At 45.5% G+C, this 21,205-nt stretch carries 21 protein-coding genes; 5 read left to right on the forward strand and 16 right to left on the reverse strand.

Annotation, left to right across the window (positions count from 1 at the left end; genetic code table 11):
* Positions 1 to 10: 10 nt before the first annotated feature.
* The 3 genes from AC3WTJ_RS05715 to AC3WTJ_RS05725 all read right to left on the reverse strand — a co-directional run bounded on the left by AC3WTJ_RS05715 (position 11) and on the right by AC3WTJ_RS05725 (position 2,253).
* Positions 11 to 886 (reverse strand): carbohydrate ABC transporter permease, encoded by an 876-nt coding sequence (locus AC3WTJ_RS05715; protein WP_492521011.1) that lies wholly within the window; start codon positions 884 to 886, stop codon positions 11 to 13.
* A gap of 19 nt (positions 887 to 905) precedes the next feature.
* A complete protein-coding gene (locus tag AC3WTJ_RS05720; RefSeq protein ID WP_492521012.1) occupies positions 906 to 1,856 on the reverse strand; it encodes an ABC transporter permease in 951 nt (316 codons plus the stop codon).
* A gap of 193 nt (positions 1,857 to 2,049) precedes the next feature.
* Positions 2,050 to 2,253, reverse strand: a complete 204-nt coding sequence (locus AC3WTJ_RS05725; protein ID WP_492521647.1) for a DUF1801 domain-containing protein — start codon at positions 2,251 to 2,253, stop codon at positions 2,050 to 2,052.
* A 362-nt stretch (positions 2,254 to 2,615) separates the two neighbouring features.
* On the opposite strand from AC3WTJ_RS05725, the gene hflX reads away from it, so the two are divergent.
* Positions 2,616 to 3,890: a GTPase HflX gene (hflX, locus tag AC3WTJ_RS05730; protein WP_492521013.1), complete on the forward strand. Its 1,275-nt coding sequence runs from the start codon at positions 2,616 to 2,618 to the stop codon at positions 3,888 to 3,890.
* 77 nt (positions 3,891 to 3,967) lie between these two features.
* Here the strand turns inward: hflX and AC3WTJ_RS05735 are convergent, their stop codons facing one another.
* The 8 genes from AC3WTJ_RS05735 to cdaS form a co-directional block, all read right to left on the reverse strand.
* On the reverse strand, positions 3,968 to 4,603 hold the full coding sequence (locus AC3WTJ_RS05735; RefSeq protein ID WP_157326390.1) for an FMN-dependent NADH-azoreductase: 636 nt from the start codon (positions 4,601 to 4,603) through the stop codon (positions 3,968 to 3,970).
* Positions 4,604 to 4,770: 167 nt separating this feature from the next.
* On the reverse strand, positions 4,771 to 5,409 hold the full coding sequence (locus tag AC3WTJ_RS05740; RefSeq protein ID WP_492521014.1) for a cell wall hydrolase: 639 nt from the start codon (positions 5,407 to 5,409) through the stop codon (positions 4,771 to 4,773).
* Between the two features lie 244 nt (positions 5,410 to 5,653).
* On the reverse strand, positions 5,654 to 6,934 hold the full coding sequence (locus tag AC3WTJ_RS05745; protein ID WP_492521015.1) for an L-cysteine desulfidase family protein: 1,281 nt from the start codon (positions 6,932 to 6,934) through the stop codon (positions 5,654 to 5,656).
* 113 nt (positions 6,935 to 7,047) lie between these two features.
* The gene (locus AC3WTJ_RS05750; RefSeq protein WP_492521016.1) at positions 7,048 to 8,274 is read right to left on the reverse strand and encodes an MFS transporter; all 1,227 of its coding nucleotides are present in this window, start codon (positions 8,272 to 8,274) and stop codon (positions 7,048 to 7,050) included.
* An 18-nt stretch (positions 8,275 to 8,292) separates the two neighbouring features.
* Positions 8,293 to 8,757 carry a GNAT family N-acetyltransferase gene (locus AC3WTJ_RS05755; RefSeq protein ID WP_492521017.1) on the reverse strand — a complete coding sequence of 155 codons (465 nt, stop codon included), beginning with the start codon at positions 8,755 to 8,757 and terminating at the stop codon, positions 8,293 to 8,295.
* Positions 8,758 to 8,769: 12 nt separating this feature from the next.
* Positions 8,770 to 9,879 (reverse strand): DNA alkylation repair protein, encoded by a 1,110-nt coding sequence (locus AC3WTJ_RS05760; RefSeq protein WP_492521018.1) that lies wholly within the window; start codon positions 9,877 to 9,879, stop codon positions 8,770 to 8,772.
* A gap of 286 nt (positions 9,880 to 10,165) precedes the next feature.
* Entirely contained in the window at positions 10,166 to 11,908 is a 1,743-nt protein-coding gene (locus AC3WTJ_RS05765) for a methyl-accepting chemotaxis protein (RefSeq protein WP_492521019.1), read from the reverse strand.
* Between the two features lie 226 nt (positions 11,909 to 12,134).
* On the reverse strand, positions 12,135 to 12,758 hold the full coding sequence (gene cdaS, locus AC3WTJ_RS05770; RefSeq protein WP_492521020.1) for a sporulation-specific diadenylate cyclase CdaS: 624 nt from the start codon (positions 12,756 to 12,758) through the stop codon (positions 12,135 to 12,137).
* Positions 12,759 to 12,922: 164 nt separating this feature from the next.
* Here cdaS and AC3WTJ_RS05775 point away from each other — a divergent pair, with 164 nt between their 5' ends.
* Positions 12,923 to 14,179 carry a glycosyl hydrolase family 18 protein gene (locus AC3WTJ_RS05775; RefSeq protein WP_492521021.1) on the forward strand — a complete coding sequence of 419 codons (1,257 nt, stop codon included), beginning with the start codon at positions 12,923 to 12,925 and terminating at the stop codon, positions 14,177 to 14,179.
* Here AC3WTJ_RS05775 and AC3WTJ_RS05780 read toward each other — a convergent pair.
* The 5 genes from AC3WTJ_RS05780 to AC3WTJ_RS05800 form a co-directional block, all read right to left on the reverse strand.
* Positions 14,176 to 14,376 carry a zinc-binding dehydrogenase gene (locus AC3WTJ_RS05780; protein WP_492521022.1) on the reverse strand — a complete coding sequence of 67 codons (201 nt, stop codon included), beginning with the start codon at positions 14,374 to 14,376 and terminating at the stop codon, positions 14,176 to 14,178. The two genes, AC3WTJ_RS05775 and AC3WTJ_RS05780, sit on opposite strands and share 4 nt — an antisense overlap.
* 135 nt (positions 14,377 to 14,511) lie before the next feature.
* Positions 14,512 to 14,772: an alcohol dehydrogenase catalytic domain-containing protein gene (locus AC3WTJ_RS05785; RefSeq protein WP_492521023.1), complete on the reverse strand. Its 261-nt coding sequence runs from the start codon at positions 14,770 to 14,772 to the stop codon at positions 14,512 to 14,514.
* Positions 14,773 to 14,901: 129 nt separating this feature from the next.
* Positions 14,902 to 15,744, reverse strand: coding sequence for an RMD1 family protein (locus AC3WTJ_RS05790; RefSeq protein WP_492521024.1), 843 nt, complete (start codon positions 15,742 to 15,744; stop codon positions 14,902 to 14,904).
* Between the two features lie 93 nt (positions 15,745 to 15,837).
* Positions 15,838 to 16,926 (reverse strand): AbrB family transcriptional regulator, encoded by a 1,089-nt coding sequence (locus AC3WTJ_RS05795; protein ID WP_492521025.1) that lies wholly within the window; start codon positions 16,924 to 16,926, stop codon positions 15,838 to 15,840.
* Positions 16,923 to 17,651, reverse strand: a complete 729-nt coding sequence (locus tag AC3WTJ_RS05800) for an MBL fold metallo-hydrolase (protein ID WP_492521026.1) — start codon at positions 17,649 to 17,651, stop codon at positions 16,923 to 16,925. The genes AC3WTJ_RS05795 and AC3WTJ_RS05800 overlap by 4 nt, the downstream gene beginning before the upstream one ends.
* Positions 17,652 to 17,821: 170 nt before the next feature.
* Between AC3WTJ_RS05800 and AC3WTJ_RS05805 the strand changes: the two genes are divergently transcribed.
* The 3 genes from AC3WTJ_RS05805 to shc all read left to right on the forward strand — a co-directional run bounded on the left by AC3WTJ_RS05805 (position 17,822) and on the right by shc (position 21,194).
* Positions 17,822 to 18,706, forward strand: coding sequence for a TetR/AcrR family transcriptional regulator (locus AC3WTJ_RS05805; protein ID WP_492521027.1), 885 nt, complete (start codon positions 17,822 to 17,824; stop codon positions 18,704 to 18,706).
* A 209-nt stretch (positions 18,707 to 18,915) separates the two neighbouring features.
* Complete coding sequence (locus tag AC3WTJ_RS05810) at positions 18,916 to 19,137, forward strand: PspC domain-containing protein (RefSeq protein WP_492521028.1); 222 nt, start codon at positions 18,916 to 18,918, stop codon at positions 19,135 to 19,137.
* Positions 19,138 to 19,310: 173 nt separating this feature from the next.
* Positions 19,311 to 21,194, forward strand: coding sequence for a squalene--hopene cyclase (gene shc / locus AC3WTJ_RS05815; protein ID WP_492521029.1), 1,884 nt, complete (start codon positions 19,311 to 19,313; stop codon positions 21,192 to 21,194).
* Positions 21,195 to 21,205: the final 11 nt, after the last annotated feature.

Consider the following 21,205-nt stretch of genomic DNA (forward strand, 5'->3'; position numbering starts at 1 on the left):
TCGTATATTACTACCCCTTTACAGAACCAATCAGCATCCCTTGTTCAAAGTGCTTTTGAATAAAAGGGTAAACCAGCATCATTGGTAGCGCAACAATCACAATTGCAGCCATTTGGATGCCTATGGTAGGCGGCGGTGTAGACCCTGCTGCTTCAAGCAGCTCAGGCGGAAGACTGGAACTGGCAATAATGGTACGTAATACGAGCTGTACAGGCGCTTTGTGCCAATCCGTAACATACAACATAGCATTGAAGAAATCGTTCCAGTAAACCACCAAATAGAGCAGCCCTATCGTTGCGATAACCGGCTTGGATAACGGCAGAACAATCTGCCATAGGACTCGAAGTTCGGATGCCCCGTCCATGGAAGCGGATTCACGCAAGCTTTCGGGGATACCTTCAAAGAAAGATTTCATGATGATCATATTGAAAGCACTATAAGCCATGACCAAAATTAGCACATAATTTGTGTTCAACAATCCTAACTGTTTGATCGTAATATAGGTGGGAATCATTCCCCCTTTAAACAACATGGTAAAGATGAAATAAAGCATAAGGATTCTGCGCCCGGGCAATTTCTTCTCCGCAAGTGCGTAAGCAGCTGTGGTCGTAAGGAACAAGGCAATCAGAACGCCTCCTGCCGTATTGCGGATCGTATTGCCATAAGCCGCAAAAATTAGCGATCCTTCCTTCAGCAAATACGCATAGTACTCCAAACTGAACGATGTTGGGAATAAAATCAAACCATCCTTTTCACTGAAAATGTGATAAGGCGTCACAGATACGGATATCACATACCAGAAAGGGATGATAATGATGAAGGTAATGATCGTAAGTATCAAATAATTCGTGGCGACAAAAACGTTCTCGCCTTTCGTTTGCTTCATCGGTACTCTTCCCCTTTTATCAGAAAATACCGGAATCATTGAACCGTTTGGCCATCTGATTGGCGGCAACCATCAATACAAGGCCAATTACTCCTTTGATAACGTCTGCTGCAGCGGCAAGGCTAAGGTTAAACTGCTCAATTCCAACACGGTAAATGTACGTATCCAGTATATCTCCGACTTCAAAAACCATCGGATTGTATAAGTTAATGACTTGATCAAGCCCTGCGCTCATGATGTATCCAACTCTAAGGATGAAAATGACGATGATTGTTCCTGTAATTCCTGGCAAGGTAACATGAACAATACGCTGAAAGCGTGTCGCACCGTCCATAATAGCCGCTTCATACACTTCCGGGTTGAGTCCGGCAATTGCCGCTATATAGATGATAGCCGCCCATCCCATTTCCTTCATGGCATCCGTTATAACCAGGATCGTTCGAAAATACGCGGGTTCAACAAGCAGATAAGCCGGATCGCCTCCGAAAAACGCAATGATTTTATTAATAACCCCAGTTTCCGGTGATAGGAGCAGGGTGATAATCCCTCCATAAACGACCCAGGAAACGAACCTTGGCAAATAGACAGCGGTTTGGAGCGATTTTTTGAACCAGGCAGCTCGAACTTCATTTAATGCAAGCGCTAGCAAAATAGGGCATAAAAAACCGCTTATCATTTTGTACAAGCTAATGAGCAGCGTGTTCTTGAACGCGTTCAGAAACATCTCCGATTCAAATAACATCTGAAAATATTTGACACCTGCCCAGTGGCTGCCCGAAAAACCCTGTATGGCGTTGTAATCCATAAAAGCAATGCTAACCCCGTAAAGCGGAAGATAATCAAAAATAAGAACCCATAAAAATGCTGGGACTAACAGAACATACAACAGCTTATATTTCCAAATCCTCCTTATCTGTTTGTGTAGCGGCTTTTCTTTTGTGTCTGTGATTCTGGCGGTCACCAGATCCATTACTATCCCCTCCAGTCCGACTTCTATAGCTAACCTTTCTGAGTTAGATTGTTTACAAGACTAAGCTTATCGGAAATTGACAGGGTGGAAAACCCGAGCGAAGGACAAAAAAGCAGGGGAAAAGTCTTATTTCGGCCGGGAGTTTCCAATAAATAAGGGATGAAGCATCGCTAGAACGTGCTCCATCCCCCTATTAATCCGGATAAGTCGCTTTCAGGAACTTTATCGATTGCTTGATTAACGACCTTAAAACATCTAGATGGATGTCATCCACTTTATTAATATAAACGCAGGCTTTCCCAGTCGTATGTTTTCCTAGATCCTGCAGGAGTGATTCCCGCTGCGAGTCACAACGACTACTTTTTATTGTCCGCCAATAAAAAATAACTATAATGATTCCTTCATAATGCTAAGTTGGTTGATCTTGTGGTAATCTGATAATAATGAAAACGAACGGAGGGGTTACGTGTGATAGATTTTATCCGAGTTAGATCTTTGCGCCGCTAATTGAATAGCGCTCAAGATTCTGTCTGTGTACAGAGGACTCAGGATAAGTCTGTCCATTTATAACCCTGATTTGTTGCACCTATCTGTGAATCAAGAAGCTCAGTTGTAGGAAGGTGAAGTATCCTTCTCGGCTAACTGTTGTTTGTTTTCTTGTATTCACTCTGATAGTCAACGTCCTCTCAACCACTGACAACACAAGCCTGCTGCTTGTGTTGTTTCTTTTTATTTCCCAAATTGAAAGGATGATGACCTATGGAACAACAGAAAGAGAAAGCGATTATAATCGGTGTCCATCTATGGAACCGATCGGATTTTGCTTATTCGATGGAGGAATTAAGCAACCTGGCTGAAGCCTGTCATATTGAAGTGGTTGGCGAGTTATCACAGAAAGTTACGCGTGTGAATCCTTCCCACTACATCGGAACGGGAAAAATTCAAGAGTTAGCCGCACTAATCAGCGACAAGGACGCCTCAGTGGTCATATGTAACGATGAATTAACTCCTTCTCAGATTCGAAATCTGGAATCCTCCCTTGACTGCAAAGTCATTGACAGAACGATCTTGATTCTGGATATTTTCGGGGAGCGCGCTCAAACACGGGAAGCTCAGCTGCAAGTTGAGGTCGCGCAGCTCCACTATATGCTTCCCAGACTCGTCGGATTGCGTGAGTCTTTAGGACGCCAAGGTGGCGGAGCCGGCTTGAAGAATCGGGGTTCAGGTGAAACGAAGCTCGAACTTGACCGCCGTAAAATCGAGGATCGTATCGCAGCTTTACAATCCGAGCTAGAGAAGCTCGTTGGCCGGCGCCAAACACAACGGAAGCAGCGGCGTAAAAATGAGGTGCCGGTTATTTGTGTCGTAGGCTATACGAATGCCGGGAAATCAAGTTTAATGAATGCGATGATCGAACAGTACAATCCGCGAGCAGATAAGAAACATAAACAAGTCTTTACCAAAGACATGTTGTTCGCCACACTGGAGACTTCTGTTCGCAGCATCACCTTGCCCGACCGCAAAACATTTCTGTTAACGGACACGGTAGGGTTTGTTAGCCAACTTCCCCACCATTTAATTAAAGCATTTCGCTCTACTTTGGAGGAAGTTTCAGAAGCTGATCTGTTAATTCAAGTCGTAGACATCTCTAATCCCGATTACGAGAAACATATTCAAGTGACCAATGACACGTTGAAAGAGCTTGGCGCAGATCATATTCCCATGATTTTTGCCTACAACAAATCTGATTTGACGGAGCATGCCTATCCTCGAGTAGAAAAAGATCTCGTCTACCTTTCTGCCAGACAGCAAAGCGGCATGGAAGAGCTCACTCAGCTGATTCGCGATTGCATCTTCCAAAATTACATGGCATGCGAAATATTAATCCCCTATGAGCAGGGTCGATTGGTCGCCTATTTCAATGAACATGCCCATATTCAGTCAACGAACTATGAACCGGACGGGACCCGTCTGAAACTGGAATGCCGCGTCTCCGATTATCATCAGTTTCGCGATGATTTCCAGCAACTTTAAGGTGTGAGAACCCTCAACTGAAAATAGAAAAACAGCGCATCTGAAAAGATGCGCTGTTTCGATATAAGGTATAAATCTTAGAATTGCTTTGCAACTTCTTTCGCTTTAACGATTGCATTAGCTTTGATTTCTGCAGCTTTATCAGGTGCAGCAGCCATACCTTCAACGAAGATACCTTCGAAGCTAGGTACGCCAGTGAACATCATGATTTTTTTCAAGTAGCTGTGACCAGTTTCGAACCCAACTGCTGGACCTTCGGAGTATACGCCGCCAGAAGCTTGGATGTGAAGTGCTTTTTTGTTGTTCAGCAAACCAACAGGACCTTCAGCTGTGTATTTGAACGTTTTACCAGCAGCACAGATCGCATCGATGTAAGCTTTCATAACTGGAGGGAAAGAGAAGTTCCACATTGGTGAAACGTACACGTATTTGTCAGCGGATATGTATTGATCCACGATTTCACCAAGACGCGCGATTTTAGCTTGCTCATCTGCCGTTAGTGCACTGAATTCAGTTCCAGAGCCAAGTTTACCCCAACCGCTCAATACATCGCCATCGATTTGAGGAATGTTAGTTTTGAACAAATCAATATGGATAACTTCGTCACCAGGATTTGCTTCACGGTATGTTTCGATAAATTCTTTACCCACCGCCATGCTATAGGAAGCTTGGTGATCGTTAGGGTTTGCCGTAATATAAAGTACAGTTGCCATGGTTTCACTCTCACATTCTGTAATTTTATTTGTTACAATTTCTATTATAACTTATTTTTAATAAGTTGCAAGCAAAATGTTATTTATCTACTTTCACTGTATAACACAATATAAGTAAGCGTTTTATTCATACTGAAAAAAGACTGCACAAGGCAGCCTTTCAAGGTCTAAATGGTAAACGTGTGATGACCAATCGCAATCTTCTTGATTCTGCTTTTACTCCAAGATGCTTTGGCAGTGACCGGATTATAAAAATAAAGAGCTCCTGTTGTTGGATCCACCCCATTCAAAGCGGCTGCTGCCGCACGGTAAGCTGTGTCGTTAGGTTTGAGAGCAAATTGACCATCATCAACGGATGAAAATTGGCCAGGTTGATGAATGACTTCCGTGATGGAATCTGGAAATTGTTCGGATTGAACACGATTCAGAATGACAGCTCCCACGGCAACTTGACCCAAGAAGGATTCACCGCGAGCTTCGGAATGAATGATTCGTGCCAGCTCATCCAGCACCGACTGTTTGGGTGAAATCGATTTTTTCAACTTCGACAATGTCAGTGAGTCGGCTTCACCATCAACCGTCAAGCCGTAGCTGGCTTGAAATTTCTTAACAGCACTCTTCGTTTGGCTGCCATAGTAACCTGTAATTCCAGCATGAAAGTAGCCAAGTGCACTTAATCTCTCTTGCAGATCCAATACTTGGTCACTTTGCGTGCCTTGGGATAATGATTGTGCACTAACCGGAACCGCCATCCCCATGATACCTAAGGAACAAATGCAAATTAGAGCTTGTACTTTTTTCTTCATGTTTCAAGATAACCTCCTCTTCCTTTTACGCGCTGTATGTGGAAACAACATACAGCCTTACAAATTTAGGGGTGTTGATCCGACTCAAGTTGTCGCCATACACGCTCTACGGATAAAGACCAGCTTCTAGCTGTACCTATACACTTCGGGAGATCATCCCGGTAAAGGTCGCAAAAAAAGGACTTGAGGCTTAATCCCCAAGTCCTTGCCGTTCTAAACAGATGAAATAACGGCTGCTAATCGCTTATAATTCCTTATTTAACATCATTTCGAGAACAAGTTTATCCATCTCGGACGTTGCCTCATTCCCGATCCGACAGAAGTTCTCGATAGTTTTCTCGGCGTCATTTTCAATGAATCCATTCGTTGAGGAGATGGACTTCCCTTTTGACGCCAGAAGCGCAGATTGTACCGCAGCGCTTGTACAAGTCGCAACTTTCATGGCGCATCCGCCTTTGGCCCCATCGCACATCATCCCGGTCACATTGCCAAGCATGTTCTGGATTGCAGCCCGGATCTCGGGTTTCCCTCCGCCCAGCAAATAGGTAATCCCGCAGCTGGCGCCTGTACCCGATACGGTCACTCCGCATAACGCCGATAATCGCCCAAACTTCGATTTGATATGAATCGTGACCAAATGGCTTAGAGCAACCGCGCGAATGAGTTGCTCCTCGGAGGCGCCGAGCCTCTCTGCTGCCGCGATGACAGGATTCGTCGCGGCAATCCCTTGATTGCCGCTTCCTGAATTCGCCATGACAGGCATCGTGGAGCCGGCCATACGGGCATCCGAACCTGCTGCTGCGAGCGCCATCGCATGGGAAATGAGATCATCGGATAAAATTCCGCGCTGCACGTTTTCTTTTATCGTCTTCCCGACCTCAAGTCCGTATGAATGTGTTAGGCCGTCTAACCCTGCCTTGCGATTCAGTTCTATACTTTGTTTGACCAAACTGAGCTCTCCAAGATCAACGGCATTCACGAAGTCAACAATTGAATCGATCGTTAGTGAGTTCCGGTCCTCCTTAGAGCTCTTAAAGCTCGCGTTTGCACAGCCTCCGGTATCCACGATCTTCCCATCGACTTCTATCAACGTAATATTCGTATGGTTATCTGTAATGACAACCTTTGCGTACCTTTGCTCAGCTTCAATCATGACTTCAATGTATAGTTTGGTTGGTGTATCAGCGAGATGGACCACAGAAATCCCCTCATCCACCATTGTCCGAGCCTCGGAAATAGACGCTGGGTCAATATCCGCAAGTACTTCCAATTGTTTCTCCGCATTGCCGGCAATCGCCCCTAGCGCAGCTACAAAGTCGATCCCTGTCTGACCTGTGCCGGGTATGCCGACGGCTAATGCGTTCTTAATGATGCCTGCGCTAGCGTGCACCGTAATTTTGTCTATTTTACCGTTAACATAAGTCCTTGCCTTGGCTGCTGCTAACGCTATCGCAACTGGCTCTGTACACCCAAGCGCAACAACTAGCTCATTTCTAAGTATCTGAATGAATATTTCCGACTTCAAGATGTACCCCCCTAGCCCCGAAAGGTACAATGACCTTTTGATGATGACTAAAATATACTATAATTGCTTCATTTCGTACAACTCTCTAATATTGGGTGCAGCCGCAATTTCACTTAACCTTTAACCGTTTCTCGAATGGCGGGCTGCCGCACATCCACAGACTTTTGTTTGGCCAAGATCAAGGTCAAGATACCACTTGCAATGGTAAGGACGGCCAATGTTAATAAATAGGTTGAGATCCCGAACCAATCCAGACATGCCCCCGTCGCAAGCAGCGCAACCTGGAACATGACGCGGTCAAGCATTCCTCGAAATGAGAAAAAACGGCCTTGTACGTCTTGCGGGACTTTGATTTGGAAAAGGGTCGAAACCATCGGAAAGAAAAAAGCGACGGCACAGCCGAATAAAACAAAAGAACCTAGTACGGCAGAGGTGTTCTCGCTAAAGGACATGCCAGTAAATGAAATCGCAAATAGTAACATAAATAGCGTAGAACTGGTTACCAGATTTCGCTTGCCGATCACCCGTTTGGCAAATAAACCTACGATTAAGATGCTCATTCCTTCAATGGAATAGATCCATCCCATCAGTTCCGGTTTATGTTGGACTTGGCTAAATTTAAGTACAAGCAAATTGAAACCACCCAAGAACAAAGTGATAATGCCGCTATTAATAAGCGCTATGAGGACAGCCGGCTCTTGCCGAATGAACGGAAACAGCTCGGAGAAACGGATTTTCTCCTTCTTTTTAACTAGTGTAGAATCGGTAATATTTGTAATCTTCAACTGAGTAATGAGGAAGACAAGAATCACGTAAAATACAAGCGATAATGCATACACCGTGTATAAATTCATGACGGCGACCAAAATGCCTGCGACAGCGGTACCGCCAATCCTTGCAATAGTAGTCACGTTGAAATTTACGGTATTCGCCTTCAGCAGATCGGATGCTGAAACGACTGCCGGCAGTGCAGCTTGCACAGTAGGCATATAGACTGTCGCGGCTAACTGCATAATAACCACAGACAATAACATGATTGCAACAGATTGGTAATACAAAGCAGCGAACATACAAATCGGAGCAAGACAACGAAAGAACCCTGATATGAGCAGGATTTTTTTCTTATCATAACGGTCGGCCCACACACCGGCTTGCGGTGAAATAAGCACACCAAGAAATAACCCGCACATCAGGATTAAACTTTTGCCTAAATCAGACGGAACATGGCTTTGCATGAATTGCAAATTGGCAATAATGCTGGTCCAGATGCCTCCGCCTTGGATGGCTTCACCAATCATCAAAATGATAAACGCACGATTTCGAAACAAAGAAGAATTCATTCCTAATCTCCAGTCCATTCAATATTCGTTAGTTACATTCAACACAAGGAAGTGCGTATGATTATTCGAATCCGTGTTAAAGGAAAAACCGATTGAGCGATAAAAAATATCAGCCTGAGGGTTATCCGTTTTAAGCACAAGCAGGTGATAACTTTTTCTCGCTTCCGCAATAACAGATGCCATTAACATTCGCCCAATTCCTAGTCTGCGTGCGCTTGGCCGAACATAAAGCCGTCGAACTCGTCCGACATCTACCCCATCGGCGTAGGGATCCCGGTTCAGTCCGCAGACCCCTACAACATCGTTGTCCAGCTTGGCAATGAAAAGAGCTTCGCCAACTTGATCAAACTGATTGCTCCCATCCGCATACCCGCAGATCAATCGGCCTAGGTGACGAAAGCCTTCACTTTCACTCTTTTCTGCCAAAGGCAGCAATAAATTAGTATCCAGATTCTCTACTTTCTGGACGTTAATAGGACTCATGGAATCAGCTCCCTAGTTTCCAGTCGTTAAATTTAAAGAGGTCTCTGCGACTTCCTTTCCGTTCACGAGTAAAACAATTCGATGCTCGCCAGGGTAATGCCGGCGGGTCGTCAGGTCCGCCCATCGATGGGTTCTAGCAGCGGATAGTCGTGAGCCTCCTGGTACGGTTTTATCAGAGAGCAGAAACAACTTCCGGGAATGTTTTCCTCCTGCTTTCACAAAATCAATCCCGTATTCGATACGCAGATGCACAGGGTCACCCTGCCGAACATGAACTTCGTACCGAAGTTCACAGTTCTCGCCAATCATCAGTTCGTACGGCTCGGCTATAAGTACCGCATGATCCGCAATTGGATCGTTATCCCGCGATACCGCATACCCAAACAGGGCAAGCACCTCCGGAGTCGCTTGGCGAATCAGCGTCCTGCAGCCGTGTCTCACGATCCAATCCGTATCCGGATTGGCCCCCTTCCAACGCGCGGCTGTCTCCAGAACGATCGCTGGATGATCCTTGGCAATATCGTTCAGATTATTAGCGACACTTTTGCGGACATAAAGTGACGGATCGGCCTTCAGCTTCTCCAAAATGGCCAGTACCGGCGCAGGGTCCTGCTTAAACACCGCCAACGCTTGCCCCCATGGAAGACGCGGACGGCATCCTTCGCTAGAGAGCCTGCGTACATGCTCATTCGGATGATCGGCCCAAATGGACATCTGCCCCATCATTCGTTCGGGATCATGCAAAATAAATGGCCGAACAGCAAACTCAGCGGAAGATTTTGATGTGAATCTTTCCAGTGCTTGTATGGACATCTCCCAATGCTCGCTGCCCTGACCGTATACTTCCACAAAATCAGGAAAGAACAAATAAGGAAAACCAATACAAGTATCTTCAATTGCATATAAAATGGCCAACGCCTCGCTATAAGAAGGCGGCAGATGCTCGCCGAGCGTTAGCGTAATTTTCCTCATCCTTTGTTTCAACGCTAAATCGGCCCAGTCATCATTCATAACCTTCTCCACGAACGAATCCTCGTCGAAAGATTGGTAAGCGCTATGAACTTTTTTTGCGAATTCCTGGAGAAATGCTTGATTGTACATATCTTTTAATGCGTCTGCCATCTCTGAAAGGTCCTCCGTCTCCGTATCAACTACCATGAACTTATCTAGCATAGCATAGTAAAGCTGACAACAGTACGTCATATTTACCGAAGGTTGAATAATTTATTACAGAGATACAAGGATAAACGACTTCGTCGTCCTTTAGGACGAGCGCATTAGTCAAGGTAGAGCGAAGCAAATGTAAAAAACTTATACTTTCTTATCTACGCAAAAAAACGCACTAGGCGTCCTTCCGAATAAAACCCCACAAACCGCAAGGGTTTGTGGGGTTTCCATGTGTATTGGACTAAGCAATACGGAATCGAGCCAGGATCTGCTGCAGTTCTTCAGCCATCTCCGATAAGGATTGTGCTGCGACTCTCACTTCACCTGTTGTCTCAAGCTGATTCACAGCGGAGGATGACACGTCCTGGGAAGAGTCCGCCGTTTTCTTGGCGATGGAAGCAACCTGTTGCACAGATGCCGTAATCTCTTGCGCGCCAGCCGACATCTGTTCGGAAGTTGCGGCCATTTCCTGGATTTGTGATGCCACTAGTGTAGTGGACTGCAAAATTTCACCAAAGTTTTGCTCGGTTTTTTGCACGAGCTCAATGCCCGTTTGAACTTCATTTTTGACTTGGCTGAGCGCATCGCCCGAGTCATGTACAGTTGCTTGAATTTCACTCAACAAAGCGGAAATTTCACCCGAAAATTGCCCAGATTGTTCAGCTAGCTTGCGTACTTCAGAAGCTACGACGGCAAAGCCGCGTCCCTGCTCACCTGCTCTAGCTGCTTCAATCGCTGCATTAAGAGCCAGCAGATTCGTTTGCTGTGCAATATCTTGAATAGCTTGTAGAATATGCCCGATCTCTTGCGATTTTTTCTCCAACATAGACATTACTTGATCTGTCTGATGAACAGAGTCATGAATGGATTCCATCTGCTGTACAGTGTTCTGTACATAGGTGCCACCCGCTTCTGCCTGCTGTTTGGTCCACTCGATCGACTCCGCAATTGTTGAAGCACTTTCAGCCATCCGGTATATCCCGCTGCCCACTTCTTCCATGGAGCGCGAAGTTTCTTCCATCGTAAGCGTCTGTTGATCCGCCCCTGTAGCCACGTCTTTTACCGTCTGCGTGATATGATTGGATACTTCCTGCATATCAATAGAGCTGATGCGAAGTTGTTCCGCCGAAGAAGCGACGCTTTGCGCATGCCCATTCACCGTTTCGATCATACTTCTCATATGCTCCGTCATTTGTGCAAACGAAGCACTGAGATCACCGATTTCATCCTTCTGCTTCAATGCTATATAGCTCCCAGAAAGATCCCCATCCGATATGCGTCTTGCCGCTGCACTCATCGTCGTAATCGGTTTGGAGACGTGACGAGCAATCAGGAACGAGATAACTAATCCTAATACGATTGCAAAGATACTAAGAATCGTATTCCACTTAATGCCATCCTGATAGGAATGCTCCACTTCTGCGGCCCATCCTTCCGCATTTTCCTGAATGCGTTTGGTGAACATTTCAATCAGCAACGAGCAGCTTCCCAAATTACTATCCGATACCTGGATAAGCGCCAGACCTTCAGCACCGTGTTTTTGCGCAGCTTCCAGCGTTGAAGGAAAAACAGTAGCATACTGCGTCCACTGCTCTTTAAACACTTTGAGCATCTGAATATCTTTCTCATCCTGGAAAGTCCCATCCAGCTGATTGATTTTCTTTTGGATATCATTAAATAAAGTTTGAGCTCTCTCTGCTGGAGACGTCGTGGCCTCTTCCTCTAACATGCCCGTTCCACTTAAGTTTTGCTTCGTCTTATCCTCCATGTTAAATTGAATACGCAGGATTTGATCGTCTAGGCTTTTTAAATCATAGTTCAAATTGCCCAGTAAGATAACGGAAGGAAGTCCTTTATCCGTCGTTAGTTTGGCGGTGTCACCCATCGATTTCATCCGCATTTGAGACGTGATACTAATTGCCGTGAGAAGCACTAAAACAATGACAAAGCTAAAAAGAAGTTTCTTGTACAGCGTGAGTTTCATTCTGCTAGCCTCCGAAGTTTCTCTTTTTGTTGTAAGGGGTCATGTTTTCCCTTTAATTTACAGGATAATTTATCCTATGTTTAATTTCGGCGAAACACGTCGAATTTTTTATAGCTAATTTAAATTTGTATGTAAATCGTTGATATAATACGTATCAGAGCTGTGAAAAAAGGCTGCCGAGAATTCAATTCTCGGCAGCCTTTTTAGGTCTATTATCCTATGAGATCTATACAATAATATCCGACATGATGATCGGATGCAGTTGGCCCTTGTAAGCAAATGAAGTTTGACCGGTTTCTTCTGATACAACCAGAGCCAAAGCATCTGTTCGTTCCGTAATCCCAATAGCCGCCCGATGCCGCGTACCTAACTTTTTATTTTCTACAATCGTGGCTGATAGGGGAAGGACATTCGCTGCTGAAACGATTTGATCGTAACTAATGAACACAGCGCCATCATGCAAGGGATTCCCAGGGTAGAAGATCGATTCCAGCAAGGAATACGATACTTTGGCACCTACTGGAATGCCATTATGAAGATGTTCCCCAATAGGATCGTTGCGTTGGATGACAATCAATGCACCATGGCGGCGTTTCGACATGTGATCAACGGCAATGGACAGATCGGAATATTGGATAGAGAAAGCTGATAAATAACATTGCATGTAAAAGGAAGCGGCAATCGATTCAACTCTCCTGAACCTTTCTTGAATCGCCTCTAAATCGCTTAACATGCAGTGATTCTCATTATCTATGATTTGTAAGCTATGATGCAGCGCATCAGAAATTTCTTGGATATGTAGTTTGAGCTGTTCTTTCATTGGGGATTCATCGCATCGGATCTGATTCAACTCGTACACCTCTGGATACCGTATTGCTTATTAGCATTCCCAGTTTTAAAAAGATCATCAATTAAGGATAAGATCATTTTGAAAGCCAGCCGTTGTTCTTAAACATGCCGAAGACGGAATAACTATTATATAATTCCCATTTCTCGGTCAGGGGGCTGATCCCTTTGTTTATCTATACGGTTAAATCAGGCGATTCTATATATGCAATCTCCAGAAGATTTCAAGTCTCACCTGAAACAATACGCTCCGTGAATGGGTTAATTGAGTCTGACCTCGTGCCAGGTCAAGCGCTTATCATCTCAACAACGAGCTACATCGTTCAACCGGGTGACACACTTTCCTATATTGCAAGCATCAGCTATATTCCCTTAGAGCTGTTGAGAACCGCTAACGGTCTCCAAAGCGATAACTTTACTGTCGGTATGAAGCTAACGTTGCCGAATCGACCCAAATATTTGGAGGAAGGGCTAAGCTATATTTTGCCTAGTACACCGGATCAGATTCAGAAAACCGTTCAAAACTTCGCAAACTTGAATACCTATTATGGTGTTTTTGAATATCATATTACGCCTGACGGCAGTTTGAGTGATCTCCCCCTCGATGATGTCGCTGTCAAAGCCGCACGTGCTCACCTTGTAGCTCCTCTTGCCACAGTAACAAATTTAACGCCAGGAGGGTTCAGTTCCGACATGACGAAACAATTGCTACAGTCACCGGAACTTCGAAACCGTTTAATCAATAACATCTATGCCTTACTGCAAACGAAAAATTACGCCGGTGTCAATGTGGATTTCGAGCGAATTCGGCCAGATGAACGGGACTTGTATTCCGGTTTCTTGAGAGCATTGAAAGAAAAGTTACAACCTGACGGTTATTATACGTCAGTTGCGGTACCGGTTAAAAGGTCCGAACTTGACCATCCGGGATATGATTACGGCGGAATTGCTAGCGCTGTCAACTTCGTGTTTATCATGGCCTATGATTTCCATGAAGCACATTCAGGTCCTGGACCTGTAGGTCCAATCGATGAAATTAGAAAAACGGTTGATTATGCACTTCAACACATGCCCCGTCATAAAATCATTCTTGGTGTCCCGCGGTATGGTTTCGATTGGACTATGGAGGGGAATGTACCGCTGACAGCCAAAGCGGTTTCCGTAAAATCAGCAACAGATACCGCAATTAAATATGAAGTGAATATTCAATACTCCGAGCAGCATCAGCAGCCGTATTTTGGTTATTGGGATGAGCAAGGACGCAGACATATCGTCTGGTTTGAGGACGCGAGGGCACGTGCAGCGAAATGTCAACTGGTTATTGACTATCAGCTGCTCGGAATTGGTGCGTGGCAGCTTGGCTTGAATTTCCCTCAATCCGCCTATCTTATCATGCACTTTTTCAGGAACAGAAGAGTCATTTAGTCCAAGATGCGAATCATCACTTTCCCTTTGGCGTGGCCTTCTCCCAAATACTGAATAGCTTCAGCAACCTCACTTAATGGATAGTATTTATCTATAATGGGTGTTACGACTCCAGCTTCAACAAGATTACCCAATTCCTTTTGATCATGTTGATTTGGCTTATGGATCAAGATGCCCATTTTCTTCTTCTCCGTCATTGAATCCAAGTCCCTAAGCACATCACTTGGAAAATACGAGCCATAGAACCTCCAACCATCACATAAGAACCTGATGGACTGAGTGCGCGCTTGTAATCGAAAATCGATCGATTTCCTACAACATCAAGAATCAAGTCATATTTGTGACCGTTCTTGGTAAAATCTTTCGTCAACGATCCCTTCAATATCAGCTCCGAGAACACTATATTTTGGCTTTATCATCCCCCCAAGGCGTACGAAATAAGGTTTTCCTCGCAAAAGATCCCAATCCCATGAATTGACGGATGCGGCATGAACGCGAACCAGGACTTCATTGTCTTTGAGTGTGGGTTTTTCTACCTCGACAAGATTAAGAACGTCTTTGGTTCCGTATTTCGTATAGACCATTGCTTTCATATCATACCTCCAACGATAACCCTATAATGCTTGATGTTATCATTTTTCGGGTCACTTTATGCCACATTGGATCTAAAAAATTAAAAAGCCTGAAGGAATTTTCCCTCAAGCTTTTGATATTCCATTCTCCTAATGAGAAGGAAGCCAGCCTACAATTTGCAATACCGTTAACGCCACTTCTATAACAATTAGAATCACGACAATCCACTCAACGAACAACCCTCGAATAGAATGGCTGATATTGGAAAATCCCTCAAGAATGTGATACAAAATGTCTGTTTTGCTTTTCAAAATTTTATAGCGATCATTCAGTTCAAAGAAATCCATCATCCCGTCATAAAATTCACTGGCCGTGCTATTCGTCCAAGTTAGATCAGGTTTATCCAAAATCATGATGTAGGCAAGCGTGTTGTACTCATGGCGTACGATTTTGGCTGTGGTTCTCGCCAATTCTTTGTTGCCCACGCGAAGCTTCCCTTTCTCTAATCGATCAATCATTCCTTCAAGTCCATCATGAATATCGCCAAGTTGTTCCTCAATCTTCTCTAACGCTACGGATTTGGCAAGCACTGTGGAGATGAGTTCAGGGTAAAAGAATTGATACTCGGCAACAATGACATACTTGTCTGTCAACTCCATGCTCTCGATTTCCTCGATATGCAGACTGTAATCATCCATATATCTATCCACATGCTGGAGCTCCAGATCAGGCTCAAAGGTTTGGATAAACTTCAAGAAAACTGTAATTTCATCCTTGTTTTTGTGATTCACAAATACAATACTTCCAAACGAAAACACCAGCACTTGCTGCAAGGAATCCGTTTCTTTTTGAAGGATTGAAGATAAAATATCCCCCCTCAGAATTAGCGGTTGCTCCCACGTGTACTTTTTTGGAATATGACAATGAATTGCTATTTTGTTTAAATCAATTTCATTCGTGACCGCCAGAGCTCTGAAAGTAATATCTTTCATGTTCACCACTCATCTGCTAAAAAAAGTTATGCTAACTAGTCTTGACAGAATAAGATGGCTTCAATCCTCTGCAGAACCTGTAATTTCCACTTTTTAACTTCTGGGGACCGGCTCATTCCCTACTTTTTCCCTGGGCAGCAAATATTTAAAGGCAAGCCTCAGAAGCGGCGGAACCGCGAAGAAAATGAACCATGTTCGAAATATTTGATAGCAGGTGACAATCGCAATATCCGCATGAACCTCTTTGGCCATGATTCCCATTTGATCCATACCTCCAGGTGCCATTGCCAAAAAGGCAGTCGCTCCTGAAACGTTATGCATGTTAGAAAGCATAAGGCTTAAACCTAACGAGCCCAAGATGAGAACGCAGCCGCTTACGATCGAGAGCCCAATGATTCGTACTTTATGCGTTAAACTCTCTGGACGAAGGAGTAAACCCACGTACGTGCCTATCAATAGTTGCGAAACGTCTAGAAGACCAGACGGCAGAGATGGCCCTGACACACCTGACAGATGAAGCGCGGCTGTGGCAATCATTGGCCCCAGCAAAAAAGCCGATGGAAAACGAATCTTTTTCGCCATCACAGCACAAATCACACAAACTATAGCGAATAAGAAAATATTAGGGAAAAGATCACTCCAACGCGCACTTACTCCCGCTATCTGCTCTATGCCCGACCGTTCACCGCCAAATAATGGACTAAAGATAAGAAGCGGTACGCAGAAAATAATGATCATCAACCGAGACACTTGGAGAAACGTCATCACAGTAAGATCAATGCCTTCCGTATCTTCAGCAAGGATGATCATCTGCGACAACCCGCCGGGAATACTCCCCATCAACACCGTTGGCAGCGGCAAGCCCGATACCTTGGAAATGCAGTAGGCGATGAGTGCGCTGAAAAGCAGCAGCAATACGGTCATTAGAATCATGCTGGGCAGTTGCTTTCCCATTTCTTGCAACGTGTTCACCGTGAATGTTAATCCAATGGAATAACCAATAATAATCAGTGCCGCATCACGTAAATAACTAGGCCACAGCGGCTTTACCTTTTTCAAGAAACGAGCTCCCAAGAAAGCAAACAGCATCGGTCCCAAGAGCCAAGGTAAGGGAGAATGAATGAGCGTAAATAACGTTCCTCCTACAAGCGACAAAGCAAGTGTGACGATGAAACGAATCACGGCTGCTCAGTCAATTCCGCAATACGTTTATTCACTTCACCTTGGTAGTACCCGCCATGATAACAGATAACGGTCTCGATATCGAAGGCTAGCAGCTGCTTAAGCGATCTTAGTGCTTCTTCCATATCAGGTGTAACAGCTGCCCGCGGCCCCATTAACTCGCCATTGTCGACGACCATGGCATCTCCGGCAATCAGCGTTTTGCTCGCATGGTGGTACAAACAGACATGCCCGGGCGTATGTCCCGGCGTATGAATGACGATTAGGCCGCCTGCAATTGGCAGCGTTTCTCCATCTGCGATCGTGCTCTCCACGTTGGGGTGCGACGGATATAGAAAAGTCTGCTCGAATTGGTTACGGATCACTTCCGGCAGCTGAGCCAGGAGCCCAGTCAGCCTCTCCGGGCTTACCTTGATCATCGGTTTCGCCCCATTAATGACGTCTTTATCGTCTTCATGGGCATAGACGATGGGAGACTCGTCTTCAGCCGCGAGAAACTCAGGCAGTCCGCCAACGTGATCGATGTCCTGATGTGTCAAAATAATAGAGCGCAGCGGGACATTCACGACCCCTGCTTGCTTTGCTAGCTCCCGAATCGCAGGAGCAGAACCCGGCATGCCCGTATCGATTAACACCCAGGACTCTTTGTCAAAAAGTATCGTAGGATGAATCGTCATAGGTCCCAAATTTAATGACAACATTTCAATGCCTTCAGCTATTCTCATGTGATTGCCGATACCTTAACCTCTATCCTTCTTAAGGCAAGATCTCGGCCACCTCCTTTTATTCAAGTCTAAAACCAATGAGTTCATTATAGAACTCGATAGTTTTATCGTCAATGAGAAACATTGACGTTCCCCCTGACTCATGTCAAGATAGGGGTGGAGGGATCGCGATGGTAGACTCGAAAAAAGATAAAATTCTGAATACAGCCATCGAGCTGTTCCGATCGAAAGGTTACAGCGCCGCATCCATGCAGGATATCGCCGAGGCTTGCGGGATGGCCAAAGCCAGCATCTATAAATTTTTTGCGACCAAAGAAGAACTATTTACAGCCGCATTCGTCGCATGCCATCAGACATTGCTAGATCAGGCTGCAGCACTTGACCGCGGAGCTGAAAGGCTGAGCCTGACTCCCAAAGAAAAGTTGCGGCGAAAGATCGAATTCCAGCTGCAATATACGGTTGAGAATCACCTGTTCATGATTGACTTCCGAGAATTGCCCATTACAACCAATGAACAATTCATCGCGGCATGGAAGCGCAAGAAAAACGCGCTGCACACCTGGCGCCGCGAACTGTTAATCGAAACATACGGCAAACTGATTGAGCCCTACATATGGGATATAGTTGCCATTTTCCGCGGCATTCATATTGAATACTTAGCTTATGTTCAGCAGAAAGTGATTGCCTTACCAATGTCCGAGTTAGCTGCGTTCATCGTGGATCGCTTGGATGCCTTAATCGACGACTTCATTCGGACAGCACCGAAGCCCATCATTGATGAAAGCAACACACATTTCAACTATTTGAATCCCAGTGATTCTCCCGCCCGTCAGACGACAATTGAGCAGTTGATTTCGCAAATGACCGTCAAGATCAGCGAGCTGTCAAAGCCGGATGATGTGCGCGAGGAGCTTCGCAAGGTTACGGTCATGCTACAAGAGGAATGCCTTCGCCAAACTTCCAATCCAACACTCATCAAAGTGTTTACCTCTTATCTTGATGTCGTTCCGGAACTAAGGCCCCATCTTCGCCAGCTTAACTATCTCCTGTCTTAATCTGCACAGCTCATCAAAAAAGAACCCCGCGATTACGAACTTAATTGTGGGGTTCTTGGCTTTCGTAGTGGCTCTTCCCCGCCTTAAGTCCGGCTTCAATAACCGTCATAGGTCCGTTTTCGCAGCACCTTGCAAGAGCTACAATAAAGACATGAAAACGAAACAATGACATGCCATAGATTGCAAAATGGAGAGGAGCCATATACACCATGAACAAATTATTCCGTTCTAGAACAGACAGCAAATTAACAGGCCTTTGCGGAGGACTAGCAGAATGGCTAGGTATAAATGCAACGATGATTCGCTTGTTGGTCGTCATCGCCGCTTTGTGCAGCTTCGGTACCGTAGTCCTTATTTATATGATCGGTTGCCTGCTTGTCCCTAAAGCGCCGCAAAATCAATACGATTTTACACCTCCATATCACAGCTAATGGGCTAGACAAGTAAAACGTCAGTGAAAACTGGCGTTTTTTCTTGTTTCACGAGACTAGAGGTAACGATACAGCCATAGATGAGCATTTGATTTTTTAGATTAAAATGTTGCGTTGTTCATATCATGTAAAGATCCATCTAATCTTGACTTGAAGCGGCAGGAGGACTGCATATGCCTGTATGGAATGAAGTGGATGAGGAAATTCGCCGCATGCGCGCCAGCCTCGAACAATGGCAGCAGCAAGACGGTTCTTGGCGATTTTGCTTTGAAAATAGTCTGTTAACCGACGCTTACCTGATTATCGTCCTTCGGACATTGGAAGTTCCTCAGGAGGCGCTAATCAAACAATTGCATGATCGCATCGCTGCTGAACAAGAACTGAGTGGCGCTTGGAAAGTGTATCAGGATGAAGCGGATGGTCATCTGGATACGACCGTAAATGCCTACTTTGCGCTTTTGTATTCAGGCTATAGCAAAAAAACAGACGAAGCGATGAAGAAAGCTGCGCGTTACATCATTGCTAAAGGCGGGATCAAGCAAGTGAAAACCTTTCTGACGAAGGTATTCCTGGCAACCGCAGGACAATATCCATGGCCATCCTCGATCATGATTCCGCTTGAATTTCTGTTACTGCCGTTGACTTCTCCCGTCAACTTTTTTGACTTCTCCGGCTTTGCTCGCGTTCACTTTGCTCCGGTCTTGATCATGGCCGACCTTAAATTTGTCAGAAAAAATGCGGCCACTCCGGACTTATCGGACTTGACTCTGCCCGTCCGTCAAAATCATGAGTCACCCCGCGGGTTCCAGGAGCTGCTGAATGAAGTGCATACCGGCATTAAACAGCTGACGAGTCTTCCCCAGCAGCTGCATAAACGAGCTATTCGATATGCAGAAACTTATATGCTTGACCGTATTGAAGCGGATGGCACGTTATATAGTTACGCAACGTGTACGCTGCTGATGATTTTGTCCTTGTTAGCGTTAGGCTATGACAAGAATCACCCTACGATTACCGCGGCGCTGAACGGGCTCTACTCCATGCTGTGGAACATAAACGGAAAGGTTCATCTCCAAAACTCACCGTCGACAGTCTGGGATACAGCACTGCTTGCCGCGGCGCTGCAGCAAGCGGGAACTTCACCCGATCATCCTTCGATCGCAAAAGCAGTCCATTATTTGCACGGTTTGCAGCAATCCAAATTAGGAGATTGGAGACTTCATGTCGCTCATCCAATACCCGGCGGTTGGGGCTTCTCCGAATCGAATACGATTAACCCCGACGTGGATGATACCACAGCAGCTCTGCGGGCCATACATGCAACCGCGCAGCGGAATCCTGAATACCAAGATGTATGGAACCGCGGGTTGAACTGGGTTCTGTCCATGCAGAATAAAGATGGCGGTTGGCCTGCTTTCGAAAGAGGCGTTACCAACAAGCTGCTGACGCTGGTCCCGATTGACGGCGCCTCCGCAGCTGCGATTGATCCGTCCACTGCGGATCTAACCGGAAGGACATTAGAATTCCTTGGCGCAACTGCAGGTCTGGACATCCGTCAAACCTTTGTGCAGAGAGGTGCGGATTGGTTGTTCTCGAATCAAGAGGCAGATGGTTCGTGGTACGGCCGTTGGGGAGTTTGCTACATCTATGGCACATGGGCAGCATTGACAGGGCTGATGGCGATCGGAACGAAACCCGATCACCCTGCAGTGCGAAAAGCCGTCGATTGGCTGCTAAGCATCCAAAACGAAGACGGCGGCTGGGGCGAATCCTGCAGCAGCGATAGCCTCAAACACTACGTACCGCTCGGCGCCAGCACGCCCTCCCAAACCGCTTGGGCGCTTGATGCGCTTATCGCGGTATGCGATGAACCTCTGCCTGCCATTCGCAAGGGCATGCGGCAATTGCTCCTGCTGCTGCACAAGGATGACTGGACAACGCGGTATCCAACCGGAGCCGGACTGCCCGGCAGCTTTTATTCCGACTATCACAGTTATCGATATATTTGGCCCCTATTCACCCTAAGCAACTACAAGAAGAAATATGAGCCTTTGTAAAATGAACAATA

This window comes from Paenibacillus sp. FW101-FHT12H11, assembly GCF_058790355.1.

Bases quoted from the DNA above. Each gene is read 5' to 3' on its own strand.
- AC3WTJ_RS05715 (WP_492521011.1), bottom strand. From the start codon at position 886: ATGAAGCAAACGAAAGGCGAGAACGTTTTTGTCGCCACGAATTATTTG.
- AC3WTJ_RS05720 (WP_492521012.1), bottom strand. From the start codon at position 1,856: ATGGATCTGGTGACCGCCAGAATCACAGACACAAAAGAAAAGCCGCTA.
- hflX (WP_492521013.1), top strand. From the start codon at position 2,616: ATGGAACAACAGAAAGAGAAAGCGATTATAATCGGTGTCCATCTATGG.
- AC3WTJ_RS05735 (WP_157326390.1), bottom strand. From the start codon at position 4,603: ATGGCAACTGTACTTTATATTACGGCAAACCCTAACGATCACCAAGCT.
- AC3WTJ_RS05740 (WP_492521014.1), bottom strand. From the start codon at position 5,409: ATGAAGAAAAAAGTACAAGCTCTAATTTGCATTTGTTCCTTAGGTATC.
- AC3WTJ_RS05750 (WP_492521016.1), bottom strand. From the start codon at position 8,274: ATGAATTCTTCTTTGTTTCGAAATCGTGCGTTTATCATTTTGATGATT.
- AC3WTJ_RS05755 (WP_492521017.1), bottom strand. From the start codon at position 8,757: ATGAGTCCTATTAACGTCCAGAAAGTAGAGAATCTGGATACTAATTTA.
- AC3WTJ_RS05760 (WP_492521018.1), bottom strand. From the start codon at position 9,879: ATGGCAGACGCATTAAAAGATATGTACAATCAAGCATTTCTCCAGGAA.
- AC3WTJ_RS05765 (WP_492521019.1), bottom strand. From the start codon at position 11,908: ATGAAACTCACGCTGTACAAGAAACTTCTTTTTAGCTTTGTCATTGTT.
- AC3WTJ_RS05780 (WP_492521022.1), bottom strand. From the start codon at position 14,376: ATGACGGAGAAGAAGAAAATGGGCATCTTGATCCATAAGCCAAATCAA.
- AC3WTJ_RS05785 (WP_492521023.1), bottom strand. From the start codon at position 14,772: ATGAAAGCAATGGTCTATACGAAATACGGAACCAAAGACGTTCTTAAT.
- AC3WTJ_RS05790 (WP_492521024.1), bottom strand. From the start codon at position 15,744: ATGAAAGATATTACTTTCAGAGCTCTGGCGGTCACGAATGAAATTGAT.
- AC3WTJ_RS05800 (WP_492521026.1), bottom strand. From the start codon at position 17,651: ATGAGAATAGCTGAAGGCATTGAAATGTTGTCATTAAATTTGGGACCT.
- AC3WTJ_RS05805 (WP_492521027.1), top strand. From the start codon at position 17,822: ATGGTAGACTCGAAAAAAGATAAAATTCTGAATACAGCCATCGAGCTG.
- AC3WTJ_RS05810 (WP_492521028.1), top strand. From the start codon at position 18,916: ATGAACAAATTATTCCGTTCTAGAACAGACAGCAAATTAACAGGCCTT.
- shc (WP_492521029.1), top strand. From the start codon at position 19,311: ATGCCTGTATGGAATGAAGTGGATGAGGAAATTCGCCGCATGCGCGCC.